This is a genomic window from Aeromonas sp. TECH754 (assembly GCF_056279295.1).
Window position 1 is genome coordinate 3663982 of the sequence record NZ_JBWBRA010000001.1, and the last position, 15626, is coordinate 3679607.

At 64.0% G+C, this 15626-nt stretch carries 11 protein-coding genes; 7 read left to right on the forward strand and 4 right to left on the reverse strand.

Annotation, left to right across the window (positions count from 1 at the left end; all coding sequences use genetic code 11):
• Positions 1–181 precede the first annotated feature (181 nt).
• Both gpmM and ACZ9IL_RS16745 read left to right on the forward strand, forming a co-directional pair.
• Positions 182–1711: a 2,3-bisphosphoglycerate-independent phosphoglycerate mutase gene (gene gpmM, locus ACZ9IL_RS16740; protein ID WP_476004486.1), complete on the forward strand. Its 1530-nt coding sequence runs from the start codon at positions 182–184 to the stop codon at positions 1709–1711.
• A 9-nt stretch (positions 1712–1720) separates the two neighbouring features.
• The gene (locus ACZ9IL_RS16745) at positions 1721–3124 is read left to right on the forward strand and encodes a peptidoglycan DD-metalloendopeptidase family protein (protein ID WP_476004487.1); all 1404 of its coding nucleotides are present in this window, start codon (positions 1721–1723) and stop codon (positions 3122–3124) included.
• Between the two features lie 193 nt (positions 3125–3317).
• On the opposite strand, the gene ACZ9IL_RS16750 is transcribed toward ACZ9IL_RS16745, so the two are convergent.
• Complete coding sequence (locus tag ACZ9IL_RS16750) at positions 3318–3968, reverse strand: Qnr family pentapeptide repeat protein (RefSeq protein WP_476004488.1); 651 nt, start codon at positions 3966–3968, stop codon at positions 3318–3320.
• A 90-nt stretch (positions 3969–4058) separates the two neighbouring features.
• Between ACZ9IL_RS16750 and ACZ9IL_RS16755 the strand changes: the two genes are divergently transcribed.
• Complete coding sequence (locus ACZ9IL_RS16755; protein WP_476004489.1) at positions 4059–5066, forward strand: substrate-binding domain-containing protein; 1008 nt, start codon at positions 4059–4061, stop codon at positions 5064–5066.
• Between the two features lie 104 nt (positions 5067–5170).
• Here ACZ9IL_RS16755 and ACZ9IL_RS16760 read toward each other — a convergent pair whose 3' ends face one another.
• The 3 genes from ACZ9IL_RS16760 to ACZ9IL_RS16770 all read right to left on the reverse strand — a co-directional run bounded on the left by ACZ9IL_RS16760 (position 5171) and on the right by ACZ9IL_RS16770 (position 8189).
• Positions 5171–5812, reverse strand: a complete 642-nt coding sequence (locus ACZ9IL_RS16760; protein WP_476004490.1) for a bifunctional 4-hydroxy-2-oxoglutarate aldolase/2-dehydro-3-deoxy-phosphogluconate aldolase — start codon at positions 5810–5812, stop codon at positions 5171–5173.
• A 9-nt stretch (positions 5813–5821) separates the two neighbouring features.
• The gene (gene edd / locus ACZ9IL_RS16765; RefSeq protein WP_476004491.1) at positions 5822–7618 is read right to left on the reverse strand and encodes a phosphogluconate dehydratase; all 1797 of its coding nucleotides are present in this window, start codon (positions 7616–7618) and stop codon (positions 5822–5824) included.
• A gap of 61 nt (positions 7619–7679) precedes the next feature.
• Positions 7680–8189 carry a gluconokinase gene (locus tag ACZ9IL_RS16770; protein ID WP_476004492.1) on the reverse strand — a complete coding sequence of 170 codons (510 nt, stop codon included), beginning with the start codon at positions 8187–8189 and terminating at the stop codon, positions 7680–7682.
• Between the two features lie 156 nt (positions 8190–8345).
• Between ACZ9IL_RS16770 and ACZ9IL_RS16775 the strand changes: the two genes are divergently transcribed.
• From ACZ9IL_RS16775 to ACZ9IL_RS16790, 4 genes are all read left to right on the forward strand, one after another.
• Positions 8346–9719, forward strand: a complete 1374-nt coding sequence (locus ACZ9IL_RS16775; protein ID WP_476004493.1) for a GntP family permease — start codon at positions 8346–8348, stop codon at positions 9717–9719.
• 175 nt (positions 9720–9894) lie between these two features.
• Positions 9895–11244: a CDP-diacylglycerol--serine O-phosphatidyltransferase gene (gene pssA, locus ACZ9IL_RS16780; protein ID WP_476004494.1), complete on the forward strand. Its 1350-nt coding sequence runs from the start codon at positions 9895–9897 to the stop codon at positions 11242–11244.
• 104 nt (positions 11245–11348) lie between these two features.
• Positions 11349–13418 carry an ATP-dependent DNA helicase RecG gene (gene recG / locus ACZ9IL_RS16785; RefSeq protein WP_476004495.1) on the forward strand — a complete coding sequence of 690 codons (2070 nt, stop codon included), beginning with the start codon at positions 11349–11351 and terminating at the stop codon, positions 13416–13418.
• A gap of 133 nt (positions 13419–13551) precedes the next feature.
• Positions 13552–15612 (forward strand): AsmA family protein, encoded by a 2061-nt coding sequence (locus ACZ9IL_RS16790; protein WP_476004496.1) that lies wholly within the window; start codon positions 13552–13554, stop codon positions 15610–15612.
• The last annotated feature ends 14 nt before the right edge of the window (positions 15613–15626 follow it).

Here is a 15626-nt window from a genome sequence, read left to right on the forward strand (position 1 = left end):
TAAATGAGGGGAAAATGGCGGTTGTCAGACAAGCCGGCAACATGCCTAAAACGCGGTCTTAACAACCAAAAAGCCAAGCTACAGAGGGACTTGGCTATCAGGTGACTATTTCGGCAGATGTAGTAATATTACGCTAGTTTCACTTCCCGCAATTCATTCCTATCCGAGAGGACATAGCCTTATGTCAACAGCTAAGAAACCTTTGGTTCTGGTCATCATGGACGGTTGGGGCTACAGCACCAAGCAAGAGCACAACGCCGTCGCCGCCGCCAAGACCCCCAACCTCGACCGCCTCGCCCGTGACTACACCAGCACCCTGATCTCCGGCTCCGGCCTGGACGTGGGCCTGCCCGATGGTCAGATGGGCAACTCCGAAGTGGGTCACGTCAACATCGGTGCCGGTCGCATCGTGTACCAGGAGCTGACCCGCATCTCCAAAGAGATCCAGGACGGCGACTTCTTCCAGAACGTCGAGCTGGCCAAGGCTGTTGACGGCGCCGTGACCAACGGCAAGGCCGTGCACATCATGGGTCTGATGTCCCCGGGTGGCGTACACAGCCACGAAGAGCACATCATGGGCATGATCGAGATGGCCGCCAAGCGTGGCGCCGAGCAGATCTACTTCCACGCCTTCCTGGATGGCCGCGACGTGCCGCCGCGCAGTGCCCAGTCCTCCATCGAACAGTTCGATGCCCTGTTCGCCCGTCTGGGCAAGGGTCGTTTCGCCTCCATGATCGGCCGTTACTACGCCATGGACCGTGACAACCGTTGGGATCGCGTGCAGCAAGCCTATGACCTGATGACTCAGGGCAAGGGCGAGTTCACCGCCGACAGTGCCAGCGAAGCCCTGGCCGCCGCCTACGCTCGCGACGAGAACGACGAATTCGTCAAGGCGACCCGCATCGGTGCCGCCGCCCCGATGCAGGATGGCGATGCGCTGATCTTCATGAACTTCCGTGCCGACCGTGCCCGCGAGATCACCCGCGCCTTCGTCGACAGCGACTTCACCGGCTTCGCCCGTGCCGCAACCCCCAAGCTGAACTTCGTGATGCTGACCGAATACGCGGCCGACATCAAAACCCCTTGCGCCTACCCGCCGACTGCCCTGGTGAACACTCTGGGTGAGTGGCTGGCCAAGCAGGGCAAGACCCAGCTGCGCATCTCCGAGACCGAGAAATACGCTCACGTCACCTTCTTCTTCAACGGTGGCGAGGAAGATTGCTTCACCGGTGAGGATCGCGAGATCGTCGCCAGCCCGAAAGTGGCTACCTACGACCTGCAGCCGGAGATGAGCTCCGAAGAGCTGACCGACAAGCTGGTCGCGGCCATCAAGAGCGGCAAGTACGACACCATCATCTGCAACTACCCGAACGGCGACATGGTCGGCCACACCGGCGTGTTCGACGCGGCCGTCAAAGCCTGTGAGGCGGTTGACCACTGCATCGGTCGTGTCACCGAGGCCCTGGCCGAAGTGGGTGGCGAATGCCTGATCACCGCCGATCACGGCAACGCCGAGAAGATGCTGGACGAAGAGACCGGTCAGGCCCACACCGCCCACACCAATCTGCCCGTCCCGCTCATCTACTTCGGTCGCAAGGCCGAGGTGCTGGAAGGCGGCAAACTGTCCGATCTGGCCCCGACCATGTTGACCCTGATGGGTCTGCCGGTGCCGCCGGAAATGACTGGCAAGCCCCTGATGATTCTGAAATAATCCTTCCCCATGCGGGGATGCGAAGTGATTTCAACCAAAACCAGTCGCGTCGGCCTGTTGGCCGGCGCGCTGTTTTTTTGTCTGTCGTTCGGCGCAGGCAAGGCCCTGGCTGCCAACCAGCAGCTCGGCGCCATGCAGACCGAGATCAAGGAACAGCAGAAGACCATCAAGCTCAGCAAGCAGGAGCTGGCCAAACTCAATACCCAGCTCAAGGCCGATGAGCAGGCCATCTCGGTCGCTGCCGCCAAGCTCGATCAGACCAGGCTGCAACTCAAGCAGAATCAGCAGACGCTGGTAACACTGCAGCGAGACAAGCTGGATCTGGAGCAACAGGCCAAACATCAGAAACAATTGCTGGCCAAGCAGGCGGAAAGCGCCTTCCAGGCGGGCAATCACGATTACCTCAAGCTGCTGCTCAACCAGCAGGATCCGGCCAAACTGAGCCGTGCCCTCGATTACTTCGACTATCTCAACAAGGCCCGCATCGAGGCCATCGACACCCTGCGAGCCACCCGCACCAAGCTGGCCAAGAACCAGCAGGCCACCCAAGAAACCGAAAGCAAGCTGCAGAGTCTGCTGAGCGAACAGCAGCAACATCACCAGAGTCTGCTGGCCAGCCAGCAGAGCCGTGCCACCGTGCGCAACCAGTTGCAGCAGTCGGTGCAAAATGACGAACAGAAACTCACCAAGCTGGTCAAGGCGGAGAAGGCCCTGAAGGCCCGGCTGGAAGAGCTGCGCCGGCAGCGGGAAGAGCAGGAGCGCCGTGAGCGCGCCGAACGGGAGCGGCTCGCCAAGATCAAGGCCGAGCAGGAGCGCCAGCGCCGTCTGGAGGCGCAACGTCTAGCTGCCGAACAGAAGCGCATTGCAGAACAGCAGCGGATCGCGGCCCAACAGCAGAAGGCCGGCGAGCAGCAACGGCTCGCCGCCGAGCAGAAGAGAGTCAGCGAACAGCAGAACAGAGTGGCGCAGCAGCAAACCGCCGCCCGCAACAGCGCCAAGGCCAGCAGCAATGGCTACGGCGGCCTCAGCACCAATGGCAGCCTGCGCTGGCCGGTGCAGGGCCCCATCCTCATCTCCTACGGCTCGGCGCGCACCGCCGAACTCAAGTGGAAAGGCACCCTGATCGGCGCCAGCGAAGGCACCCAGGTCAAGGCGGTGGCGGCGGGTCAGGTGGTCTATGCGGACTGGCTGGACGGCTTCGGCATGCTGCTGGTCATCGACCACGGTAAGGGCTACATGAGCCTCTACGGCCACAATCAGTCGCTGCTGCGCCAGGTCGGCCAGAAGGTGGAGCAGGGTGAACCCGTGGCACTGGTCGGTGACAGCGGCGGCCAGGACAGACCCGGCCTCTACTTCGAGATCCGCTATCAGGGCGAGGCCATCAACCCCACCAAATGGTTGGCAAAGCGCTGAGAATTCGGCTCTCTGCCACGTCCTCCCTCACCCCTTTCCCGCGAAGGGAGAAGGGAGCGAAAGGCGGCAACACCATGGTGTTCACCGCACAATCCATCAAAAAAAGCCTGCATCGCGCAGGCTTTTTTGATCCCAATCGGTGCCCGGCGCCTCACGCCAAATGACGAAAACTTACCTCGTTTTGGCGGGTCACTCAGGGGAAGACGATCATGCCTATCTGCTCCAGCAGCCCCTGCTGCTGCTCTTCACTTATTTTCACCCCGTCCAGATTGACCCGCCGCAGATCCAGCCCGGGCAGATCGCATTGGCGCAGATCGCAGCCCTGCAGGTTGAAGCTGGTCCAGTCTATCTGGCCGAATTCGGAGCCACTCAGATCGGATCCCGCCAGCGACGCTCCCCGCAGGCTGGCCCCCTGCCAGCGATTGCCGCCGAGCTCGCAGCGCTCCAGCAGGCAGCCATCGAAGTTCGCATAGCTGAAATTATTTCCCGTGAGATGGGCCTCGCAGAAGTAACTCTTGACGGTGATCTGGTTCGCGAAGCTGGCCTGGGCGAAGTTGATCCCCATCGCCTGGCAATCCCGCAGTTCCAGCCCGAGGCACTGGCTGCGGCTCAGATCAGCCAGGGTCAGATCGCAGCGCAGGAAGCTCGCCTCCCGCAGGTCACAACCCTGCAACTGGCAACCCAGCTCGCGTTCCCGCTCGTAGAAGCTGCAGTCGACGAAACGGCTCTCGCCGAGATCGAGCCAGGAGAAGTTGCAGCCGATGAAGCGACAGTCAGAAAATTGCTCCCCCTCGACCTCCTGCTGCTCAAACCGCTTCCCCTCGAACGTTTTGCCCTTGATCATCCCAAGCTTCCCCCTGTTTATGGCGCCATATGCTGACACCCTCGCCTAAAAACGGTAATGTTACCTGTAACATTGATGCCGGATCCCAAGATGAACGACACCCGCAAGCGCCGCCCCACCCTGCAAGACATCGCCGACCTGACCGGGGTCACCAAGATGACCGTCAGTCGCTACCTGCGCGATCCGCAGGCCGTGGCCGAGGGCACTCGCGAGCGCATCGCCGCCGCGGTGGAAGAGCTTGGCTACATCCCGAACCGGGCGCCGGAGATGCTCTCCAACGCCACCAGCAAAGCGATCGGCATCCTGATCCCGTCCCTCTCCAATCAGGTCTTTTCCGCCCTGGTGCAGGGCATAGAGGCGGTGACCCGCCCCGCCGGCTACCAGACCCTGCTCGCCCACTACGGCTACAGCCCAGAGCGAGAGGAGGAGCAGGTCGCCGCCCTGCTCTCCTACAACGTAGATGGCCTGATCCTGTCAGACAGCGCTCACACCGAGCGCACCCGCAAGATGATCGCCACCGCCGGCATCCCGGTGGTGGAGACCATGGATCTGCCGCAGACCCCCATCGACATGGTGGCCGGCATGGATCACAGAGCGGCTGGCCGGGCCATGGTAACAGAGATGCTGCGGCGGGGTCGGCGCAAGGTGGTCTATCTCGGCGCCCGGCTCGACGTGCGCACCCAGCTGCGAATGGAGGGCTACTACCAGGCGATGAGCGATTATGGCCTCGCCGGCCAGCACCTGCTGACCGAGCAATCCTCCAGCTTCACCCTGGGGGGTCAGCTGCTGGAGCAGGCACTGGTGTGCCATCCCGATCTCGACGGCCTGTTCTGCACCAACGACGATCTGGCGGTCGGCGCCCTGCTGCAGTGCCAGGCCAAGTGGATACCGGTGCCGCAACAGATCGCCATCGCCGGCAGCAATGGCCTCGACATCGGCCAGGCCATGACCCCCAAGCTCGCCAGCATCATCACCCCGCGCCAGGAGATAGGCCGCGAGGCGGCGACCATGTTGCTGGCCCGACTCAATGGCCAGTCGCTGCCCGAGACCTGCCGGGATCTCGGCTTCTCCCTCTATCAGGGGGAAAGCCTGGGCTGACCGCCCCTTATCTGCCGCCCCGGCCCCCTCCTCCACCGGGCTGAGGTCGAAAACAGACAGGCCACCCTGAGGTGGCCTGTTTGGTTTTTCTAAACGACTCTTGCTTAGCGTTTAACCAATTCAACCGCTTCGCGGGACAGACGAGTCACCTCATCCCAGTCACCCCCCTTGATGGCATCGGCCGGCAGCATCCAGGAGCCGCCGACGGTGGCGACGCACTTGAGCGCCAGATAGTCGGCCACGTTTTTCGGGCCTATGCCGCCGGTGGGGCAGAAGCGTACCTGGGGCAGGGGCGCGGCGATGGCGGCCAGCGCCTTGGTGCCGCCGTTGGCCTCGGCCGGGAAGAATTTCAGGTGGTCATAGCCGGCTTCCAGCGCCTGCATCACCTCGGAGGCGGTGGCCACCCCGGGGATCAGCGGCGCGGTACTTTGGGCGGCGTGAGCCAGCAGCGCCGGGGTCATCCCGGGTGAGATGACGAAACGGGCACCGGCGGCCACGGCGGCATCGAACTGTGCGCAGTTGAGCACGGTACCGGCACCGACCATGGCCTCCGGCATCGCCTTGGCGATCAGGGCGATGGCGTCGAGCGCCACCGGGGTGCGCAGGGTGATCTCGAATACCGAGATGCCGCCGGCCAGCAGTGCCCTGGCCATCGGCAGGGCCTGCTCCAGATCGCTGATGACCATCACGGGAACCAGCGGGGAGGCGGCAAACACCTCGGCAGGGGTCACTTTCCAGTTTTGCATAGCTCTTCCTCAGTCAAAGATGGTGGCGCCGCACTCGGCGCTCGATACCGCGCGACGCATCACGCTGAACAGTTCACGGCCCCAGCCCTCTTGCTCCAGGCTGAGATCGATCTCGGCCTGGGTGCGGCCGGTCAAATCGGTCAGGCAATCCAGGCGGCCGGATTCCGCATCCACCCGCAACAGATCGCCGTCGCGCAGCAGGCCGATGGCGCCGCCGTGCAGCGCTTCCGGGGTGACATGGATGGCGGCCGGGATCTTGCCGGAGGCACCGGAGAGGCGGCCATCGGTGACCAGCGCCACCTTGTGACCCGCCTTCTGCAAGTTGCCGAGCACCGGCATTAACATGTGCAGCTCCGGCATGCCGTTGGCGGCGGGGCCGTTGTGGCGCACGACGATGACCGCATCCTGATTCAGTTCACCGGCCTTGTAGGCCGCCTCCACCGCGTGTTGGGAGGAGAAGACCCGGGCGGGCGCCTCGATGACCCGGTATTCCGGCGCCACGGCCGAGACCTTGACCACGGCACGGCCCAGGTTGCCGGAGAGCAGCTTGGTGCCGCCGGTGGCCTGGAACTGGGCGCCGGAGAGTGACAGCACGCTCGGATCCGTGCTCTCGCCGACCTCTTGCCACGCCAGCTTACCATCCACCAGCACGGGGCGGCTGAGGTAATCCTGCATCTCGCCGAAGGTCGGGGTCGCATCCATGTGGATCAGCCCCTCCTGTGCCAGACGGCGCATCAGACCGGGCACGGCACCCGCCTGCTCGAAGGCGTTCACGTCCGCCGGGCCGTTCGGGTACATGCGCACCAGCAGCGGCACCACATCGGACAGATCGCTCAAGTCGTCCCAGGTCAGCTCCAGACCGGCGGCGCGGGCCAGCGCCACCATGTGGATGCTGTGGTTGGTGCTGCCTCCGGAGGCGAGCAGGGCCACCAGGCCGTTGACCAGGGCGCGCTCGTCCAGCACCTCGCAGAGGGGACGGTAGGCCGGGGAGCCGGGGATCATGGCGCTGATACGGCGGGCCGCCTCGGCGGTCAGGGCATGGCGCAGTTCACTGTGCGGGTGCACGAAGGCGGAGCCCGGCAGCATCAGACCCATGGCCTCGAACACCAGCTGGTTGGTGTTGGCGGTGCCGTAGAAGGTACAGGTGCCAGCCGAGTGATAGGCGCCACACTCCATCTCCAGCAGGGCCTCGCGGCCCACCTCGCCGGCGGCGTATTGCTGGCGCACCTTCACCTTCTCGTCGTTGCTGATGCCGCTGGCCATGGGGCCGGCGGGCACGAAGGCGGTGGGCAGATGGGCATGGGAGAGCGCCCCCATGATCTGGCCAGGGGCTATCTTGTCGCAGATGCCGAGCAGCAGAGTCGCGTCGAAGGTGTTGTGGGACAGTGACAGCGCGGTGGCCTGGGCGATCAGATCCCGTGAGAACAGCGACATGTCCATTCCCGGCTGGCCCTGGGTGACGCCGTCGCACATGGCGGGCACGCCGCCGGCGACCTGAGCGCTGTGGCCGAGCGCCGCCAGCGCGGCCTTGATCCGGTCAGGGTAGCCCTGATAGGGCTGATGGGCACTCAGCATGTCGTTGTAGGCGGTGACGATGCCGACGTTGGCGCGGGTCATGTCGAGGATCCGGCCCTTCTCGTCGCAGCCGGAGGCGGCCACGGCATGGGCCAGGTTGCCACAGGCCAGGGCGGCGCGGGTCTTGCCCTGCGCGGCCTGACGCTGGATGCGGGCAAGGAAGGCCGCACGGCGGCTGCGGCTGCGCTCGCGAATGCGCTCGGTGACCGCGATGATGACGGGATGGGTCATAGTGATTGCTCCAGTACGGTAATTAGGCGGCGGTCGACAACCGTCGGGATCGGCAGACGGCTCACAGGGCCTGCCCCAAGGTGGTGACGGCGCGATCGACAACCTGTTCGAAGGGCCCGTCTATATCGATATGGAATACCCCGGCCTCGCCATCCGGCCGCTCCAGGGCATCAAACTGACTCTGTACCATGCCTTCGCGCATGAAGTGACCCTTGCGGGCCCGCATCCGTTCGAGAATGAGCGACTGGCTGCCATCCAGGAACAGGAAGTGCACCGAATCGTTGCCCTCGCGGATCTGGTCCCGGTATTGGCGCTTGAGGGCGGAACAGACGATCACCCCCACCTCGTTCTTCTGCTCAAGGCTGTAGGCCGCATCACGGATCCGTTCCAGCCAGGGAGCGCGATCCTCATCGTTGAGCGGGGCGCCGCTGGCCATCTTCTGAATGTTGGCGCGGGGGTGCAGATCGTCCCCGTCGATGAACTTGGCACCCAGGGCTTGCGCCAGCTTGAGGCCGACACTGGATTTGCCGCTACCACAGACGCCCATCACGATAATGCTCTTTCCCGCCATTTTTTGACCTCTATCTCAATTCTTAAATAACCTGTCGTTGATGGGTTCTAAGCTACCACGTTACCGGTAACATGTTACCGGTAACGTTACGGTGTGTGAAGTGGTGCACAAAATTGTGCAGGACAATAAATTGGAACTCGTGAGGAAATAAAAATTATGGATGGTGCGGTAAATACCCCCGATGTCGCCTATCTGCTCTCGGTAGCAGGCGGTGCAATTATTCTGCTGCTGCTGTTGATCATGCGCTTCAAAATCCACGCCTTCGTCTCCCTGACGCTGGTCAGCGTGGTCACGGCCCTCGCCACCGGCGTCGCCTATGACCAGGTCGTGCCCACCATCCTCGGTGGCTTCGGCAGCACCCTGGCCTCGGTCGCCTTGCTGGTCGGCCTCGGCGCCATGATCGGCCGGATCCTGGAGATGACAGGGGGTGCCAAGGTATTGGCCGACACCCTCATCAGCCGTTTCGGCGCCCACCGTGCCCCCTTCGCGCTGGGGATTGCCTCCCTGCTGTTCGGCTTCCCCATCTTCTTCGATGCAGGCCTCATCGTGATGCTGCCCATCATCTTCAGCGTGGCCAAGCAGTTTGGCGGCTCCGTCCTCAAATATGCCCTGCCCTCCGCCGGTGCCTTCGCGGTGATGCATGCCTTCATGCCGCCGCACCCGGGTCCCGTCGCCGCGAGCGAGCTGCTCGGTGCCAACATCGGCCTGCTGACCATAGTCGGCCTGCTGGTCGCCATCCCGACCTGGTACCTGGGTGCCTATCTGTTTGGCCTCTGGGCCGGCAAGAAATTCGAGCTGCCGCTGCCGCCGAGCTTCACCTCACAGCCAGCGATCCCGGCCAACATGCTGCCGAGCTTCGCTCAGGTCATCTCCATCCTGCTGCTGCCGCTGGTGCTCATCTTCATGGATACCGGCCTCAACACCCTGGGCTCCATGGGGCTGGTCGAGAAGGGCGCTGACTGGGTCAACCTGCTGCGCATGATCGGCAAGACCCCGATCGCCCTGATGATCACCCTGCTCTACGCCCTCTGGATCTTCCGTCGCCAGCAAGGCAAGGTGCAGCTCGAGAAGTTCTGCAACGATGCGCTGGCCCCGGTCTGTGCCGTCATCCTGGTCACCGGCGCCGGTGGCATGTTCGGTGGCGTGCTGCGCGCCAGCGGCATCGGTTCGGCACTGGCAGACGTACTGGGCGATACCGGCATGCCGGTGATCCTGGCCGCCTTCCTGGTCTCCACCGCACTGCGCGTGGCGCAAGGCTCCGCCACCGTGGCCCTCACCACCACCGCCGCGCTGATGGCCCCCATGGTGGCCGCGACCCCTGGCCTGAGCGAGCTGGATCTGACCTTCATCGTCATCGCCATCGCCGGCGGCGCGACCGTGCTGTCCCACTTCAATGACTCCGGCTTCTGGCTGGTCGGTCGCTTCCTGAACATGGATGTGAAGACCACCCTCAAGACCTGGACCGTGATGGAGACCCTGCTCGGCACCATCGCCTTCCTCATAGTGGCACTGGCCAGCATCGTGTTCTAAGCACGCGCCTCGTCATGACGCCTCCATGCGGGTCGGGCTCTTGTCCCGACCCGTATTCTTTTAGCAGGGTCACACCGACGTGGATTCTTTATTGGGTATTCAGCGCCGAGATTGCTAGAATCGCCTATTCATTGCCCCGAGTGGAACGCTTAACCCCGTGATTTCAGGTTTCTCTATGCATTCATCGGCACATTATCGACAGTTGCTGACACGTTTACCCCAGATCGCGGTTGCCGCGGATCAGTTCCAGGTACTCAGCAGCGCCAAAGACTTCAAGAGCCGGATCCTCTCGCTCATCGCCGGCGCGACCCACCGCATCTATCTGATCGCCCTCTATCTGCAGGACGACGCGGCGGGACGGGAGATACTGTCGGCACTCTATGCCGCCAAGCAGCGCAACCCGGCCCTCGACATCAAGGTCTTCGTCGACTTCCACCGCGCCCAGCGCGGCCTCATCGGCAAGGGCAAGCAGGGCGGCAACCACCTGATGTATCAGGAGATGGCCGCTCGCCATGAACATCAGATCGAGATCTACGGCGTGCCCGTGAAGGGCCGCGAGCTGCTCGGCGTCCTGCACCTCAAGGGCTTCATCTTCGACGATACCCTGCTCTATTCCGGCGCCAGCCTGAACGACATCTACCTGCACCAGCAGGATCGCTACCGTTTCGACCGCTACCACCAGATCAACAGCCAGGCGCTGACCCGCAGCATGGTCAACTACGTGGACGATGTGTTCCTGCGCAGCGAGGCGGTGCAACGACTGGATCGTCGCGAGATCCCCAGCGCCAAACAGCTGAAGGGGCCGATCCGCCGCTTCAAGCAGAGCCTGCGCACCAGCCAGTACCGTTTCGAGAGCATCCCGGCCAACAGCCAGGAGATCGCCATCACCCCCATGGCGGGGCTGGGCAAGCGCGGCAACCAGCTCAACCGGATGATCCGCAACCTGATCCGTGCCACCGAGCGCGAGCTCTTCATCTGCACCCCCTACTTCAACCCGCCAAAGGAGTTGAGCAAGGACGTGGAGTCACTGCTCAAGCGCGGCTGCAAGGTGACCATAGTGGTGGGCGACAAGACCGCCAACGACTTCTTCATCCCGCCACAGGAGAAGTTCTCCACCATCGGCGGCCTGCCTTATCTGTACGAGACCAATCTGCGCAAGTTTGCCGAGCGCAACCAGCGTCACATCGACGCCGGTCGTCTCAACCTGATGCTCTGGTGCTGCGAGCAGAACTCCTATCACCTCAAGGGACTGTTCGTGGACAAGGAGTGGGCGCTGCTGACCGGCAACAACCTCAATCCCCGCGCCTGGGCGCTGGATCTGGAGAATGGCCTGCTGGTGCACGATCAGCACCACCATCTGCAGGAGAGGTTCAGCGAGGAGCGGGCCAACATTCTGGCGCACACCCGCCGCATCAGCCACTTCGATCAGATAGAGCAGATCAAGGACTACCCGGAACAGGTCCGCAAACTGCTGGCCCGCATCCACAGGGTCAAGGCGCATATCCTGCTTAAGCGCATCATCTAAACCGTTTTCCGGTTCCCGTTTATGCCCAATCCAAAGCCCTCCCGTTTTCGGCAGGGCTTTGTTATTATCTGGACATATTTACAGTATTTCTGGGCATCTAATTGATGAAATTGGATAAAATCTCCCTCGACAGCCTCAAGGGCGTCGGCAGCAAGATGCTGGAGAAACTCGAACGACTGGGTCTGGCGACGGTGCAGGATCTGATGTTCCACCTCCCCCTTCGCTACGAGGATCGCACCCAGGTGTGGCCCATCGGCGATCTGCCGCCGGGGCTGCATGGCGCAGTCGAGGGCGAGATCCAGGATACCCAGCTGGTGATGGGGCGCCGCCGCATGCTGGTGTGTCGCATCAGCGATGGCACCGGCAGCCTGACCCTGCGCTTCTTCAATTTCACCGCCGCCCAGAAGAACAGTCTGAGCCAGGGCCGCCTGCTGCGCTGCTTCGGCGAGGTACGCCCCGGCAAATACGGGCTGGAGATGGCCCATCCCGAGTACAAGCTGCTCGGCGAGGAGCAGGCCGGCCAGACCGAAGAGGCCCTCACTCCCGTCTACCCCACTACCGAAGGGCTGCGTCAGCTCAGCCTGCGCAGCCTCACCGATCAGGCCTTGGCCCAGCTTGATCTCTATGGCGTGGATGAACTGCTGCCCGCCGGTCTCTATCCCCAACAAATCGATCTGGCCGCCGCCCTGCGGCTGTTGCACCGCCCACCCCCCTCGGTGGCACTGGCGTTGCTGGAAAGCGGCCAGCACCCGGCCCAGCGCCGACTAGTGCTCGAAGAGCTGCTGGCTCACAACCTGTCGGTGCTGAAAGTGCGCGCCCAGGCGCAAACCCAGCTGGCCCGGATGCTCAAACCGGCACCGACCCTGGTCAAGCAACTGCTCGGCGCCCTGCCGTTCAAGCCGACCGGAGCCCAGAGCCGAGTGGTCGCCGAGATCAGCCAGGATCTGCAGCGCAGCTACCCCATGATGCGGCTGGTGCAGGGGGACGTGGGTTCCGGCAAGACACTCGTCGCAGCGCTGGCGGCGCTGCAGGCCATCGGCAACGGCTGTCAGGTCGGGCTGATGGCGCCGACCGAGCTGCTGGCCGAGCAGCACGCCATCAACTTCGCCCACTGGCTGAAGCCCCTCGGTATCCAGGTCGGCTGGCTGGCGGGCAAGCAGAAAGGCAAGGCGCGAGAAGAAGCGCTGGCCGCCATCGCCGATGGCAGCGTCAAGATGGTGGTGGGCACCCACGCCATCTTCCAGGAGCAGGTGGTGTTCCAGCGCCTCGCCCTGGTCATCATCGACGAACAACACAGATTCGGGGTGCATCAGCGCCTCGCCCTGCGGGAGAAGGGCGAGCGGGAGGGGGTTCACCCCCATCAGCTGATCATGACCGCGACCCCCATCCCCCGCACCCTGGCGATGACCGCCTACGCGGATCTCGACACCTCGGTCATCGACGAGCTGCCGCCAGGCCGCACCCCCATCACCACGGTCGCCCTGCCGGACAGCCGCCGGGGCGACGTGATCGAGCGAGTCAAGCTGGCCTGCCAGGAGGGCAAGCAGGCCTACTGGGTCTGCACCCTGATCGAGGAGTCCGAGGTGCTGGAGTGCCAGGCCGCCGAGGATACCGCCACCGAGCTGCAGGCCCAGCTGCCCGGTCTGCACATCGGGCTGGTGCACGGCCGGATGCGGCCGGTGGAGAAGCAGCGGGTGATGGAGGAGTTCAAGGCCGGCATACTGCAGCTGCTGGTCGCCACCACCGTCATCGAGGTGGGGGTGGACGTGCCGAACGCCAGCCTGATGATCATCGAAAACCCGGAGCGGCTCGGGCTAGCCCAGTTGCACCAGCTGCGTGGCCGGGTCGGTCGCGGTTCGGTGGCCTCTCACTGCGTGCTGCTCTACCACGCCCCGCTCTCCAAGACGGCCCAGAGCCGGCTCGGGGTACTGCGCGAGACCAGCGACGGCTTCCTGATCGCCCAGCGGGATCTGGAACTGCGGGGCCCGGGGGAACTGCTCGGCACCCGCCAGACTGGCCTCGCGGATCTCAAGATCGCCGATCTGGTGCGTGACCAGTCGCTCATTCCCCAGGTGCAGAAGATGGCGCGCTTCCTGATGGACAAACACCCGGGCCACGTCGACCCGCTGATCCGCCGCTGGCTGGGGCTGAGAGACCACTACTCCAATGCCTGATGAGGGAAAGATGCAGATGATGGCCAGACGGCCTGATGGTCCATCCCCCGTCACCCCGCTGACCCGCCACAAGCTGGGACTGCGGGATCACGATTCCAATGCCTGACGAGACCCCGAGGGAGGGAACACACCGATGAATTCCTGGCTACGCGCCCTGCTCTATCTGTTCGCCTTCCTGTTGTTGTTCGTCTGGATGGGGTTGGGCCTGTTCGACGCCGAACGGGCCAGGGGCCCCATCGCCGACTGGCTCAGTCAGCAGACCGGCGTGCCCGTCTCCATCGGCCGGCTGGTGTTCAATCCGCTGCACCCCTACACCCTGCTGGCGGAACAGGTGCACTACGGGGATGCGGTGCAGCTGGACAAGATCTATCTGGAGATAGACAACATCGACTGGCTGAACCGGGATGTGCGCATCGCCCATCTGGACCTCATCCGCCCCGTCATCAAGCTGCCGCTCCCCAACCAATTGCCGACCCTGCCGGTACGCTCACTCACCATCGGCGACAGCACCATCGACAACCTCAGCCTGCTGAGCCAGGACCTGACCCTGCGCGGCCTGAGCGCCACCCTGAGCGACTGGGAGCTGATCGATCCCAAGCGCCAACCCCAGGCCAATCTCAGCCTCAGTATCAACCAGCTGGAGACGCCCCAGTTCACCCTCGCCCGTCTCAACCTGAAGGGACGGCTGGAGGGTCAGGTGCTGAGCGCGGACAAGCTGACCGCCAACCTGTTCGATGGCCTGCTGGAGACCGGCATGGTGCTGAACTGGCCCGAGCGCAGTCTGCAGCTGCACGCACTCAAGGCGCGCGCCATGCGGGTCGAGCTCGGCGACTTCGAGCAAGGGGAGTTTCCCCTGCGCCAGATCAGCCTGGATCGGGGCCAGTTCGACCAGACCAGTGTCAATGCCATCGCCCAGGAGATCGCCCTCAACAACTTCAGCGGCCAGTTGACCGCCTTCGACTGGCAGGCCGGCCAGCGGCCGAGCGGCTACCTCTCCGGCTCCCTCGCGGATCTCGGCCGTGGCCTGTTCCAGCTGGAAGCGATCAAGGGGCGGCTCGCCTTCTCGCCCCAGCAGATCGATGCCGAGTTGCAGGGCAAGGCGTACGAAGGGGAGTTCAGCCTGGAGCTGGCTGCGGATCCCGATCTGCAGAAGCTGACCCTCAAGGAGATGGCGCTGAGCGGCATGGACATCAGCCTGCCGGACGGTTGGTGGCAGGACTGGCAGAGCTGGCGGCCGCAACAGATCGACGTGCGCAAGCTGACGTTCGACAGGCTCAAGGTGCTCTCCTTCGACGATGCCCTGCCGCTGTCCCTGACCGGCTGGCAGTTCTACCTGACCGACCTCAGCCTGCGCGGCAGCCAGCCCGGGCCCCTGCTCGGCCGGGCCAGGGTCGAGAGCAAGTGGTTCGAACTGGTGTGGGATGGCCTCCCGGCCCGCAACGGCGAGCTCGATGGGGAACTGACCCCCAGCTCCTGGCAGCTCAACAAGCTGACCAGCGCACTGCCGGATGAAGGCTCCCTCAGCCTGAGCGGCCAGTGGGGCAAGGAGCCCGGTCAGATCAGCCAGCTGCAACTGCAGGGCAAGCAGCTGGATCTGGAGCAGTGGGGCAAGATCCTGCGCCCGCTGTCGCCATCCTCCCTCTCTCTGGCGGGCAAGGTGGACATAGGCGCCGATCTGCAGGCGGCGATGACGCAGGAGCCTGGCGGCTGGCGCAGCACGCTGCAGGGCAGCCTGAGCCTGGACGCCAGGGATCCCTTCTGGGACAAGGTCGGGATCGATCCCCTGCTGGATCAGTGGTTCAAGGGCAGCAAGCCCCCCAGCCTGACGCCGGCGGAGCTATGGCAGGCGCTGCAGCAGGGCGATACTCCCTTCTATCGCATCAGGCTGCAGGCCAAGGCACAGCAGGGTCGGCTTGAGATCGAGCAAGCCGGCGCCGCCACCATCACCCACCTGCTCGCCCTACAGGGGGGCGTGGATCTGGCCAAAGGCGAATGGCAGCTGGATCTCGGCGTGCTCAACGGCCAGCGCTGCGCCGAACTGCTGGCCCGCTGGCGCGGCCCGCTCGATGATCCCAGCCTGAATTGGGAGCTGCCGGCCCAGGCCCCCTGCGACTGGGAGGCCGGCGTGCGCTATCCGGCCCAGGGCCGCAGCAGCCCGCTGTGGCGGCCCGCCACCGCGGCAAGCACCCAATAACAAACAAGGCCTCG

What these genes read in the sequence shown, in the direction of transcription:
- gpmM (WP_476004486.1), top strand. Translation starts at nt 182, where the DNA reads ATGTCAACAGCTAAGAAACCTTTGGTTCTGGTCATCATGGACGGTTGG.
- ACZ9IL_RS16745 (WP_476004487.1), top strand. Translation starts at nt 1,721, where the DNA reads ATGCGGGGATGCGAAGTGATTTCAACCAAAACCAGTCGCGTCGGCCTG.
- ACZ9IL_RS16750 (WP_476004488.1), bottom strand. Translation starts at nt 3,968, where the DNA reads ATGATCAAGGGCAAAACGTTCGAGGGGAAGCGGTTTGAGCAGCAGGAG.
- ACZ9IL_RS16755 (WP_476004489.1), top strand. Translation starts at nt 4,059, where the DNA reads ATGAACGACACCCGCAAGCGCCGCCCCACCCTGCAAGACATCGCCGAC.
- ACZ9IL_RS16760 (WP_476004490.1), bottom strand. Translation starts at nt 5,812, where the DNA reads ATGCAAAACTGGAAAGTGACCCCTGCCGAGGTGTTTGCCGCCTCCCCG.
- edd (WP_476004491.1), bottom strand. Translation starts at nt 7,618, where the DNA reads ATGACCCATCCCGTCATCATCGCGGTCACCGAGCGCATTCGCGAGCGC.
- ACZ9IL_RS16770 (WP_476004492.1), bottom strand. Translation starts at nt 8,189, where the DNA reads ATGGCGGGAAAGAGCATTATCGTGATGGGCGTCTGTGGTAGCGGCAAA.
- ACZ9IL_RS16775 (WP_476004493.1), top strand. Translation starts at nt 8,346, where the DNA reads ATGGATGGTGCGGTAAATACCCCCGATGTCGCCTATCTGCTCTCGGTA.
- pssA (WP_476004494.1), top strand. Translation starts at nt 9,895, where the DNA reads ATGCATTCATCGGCACATTATCGACAGTTGCTGACACGTTTACCCCAG.
- recG (WP_476004495.1), top strand. Translation starts at nt 11,349, where the DNA reads ATGAAATTGGATAAAATCTCCCTCGACAGCCTCAAGGGCGTCGGCAGC.
- ACZ9IL_RS16790 (WP_476004496.1), top strand. Translation starts at nt 13,552, where the DNA reads ATGAATTCCTGGCTACGCGCCCTGCTCTATCTGTTCGCCTTCCTGTTG.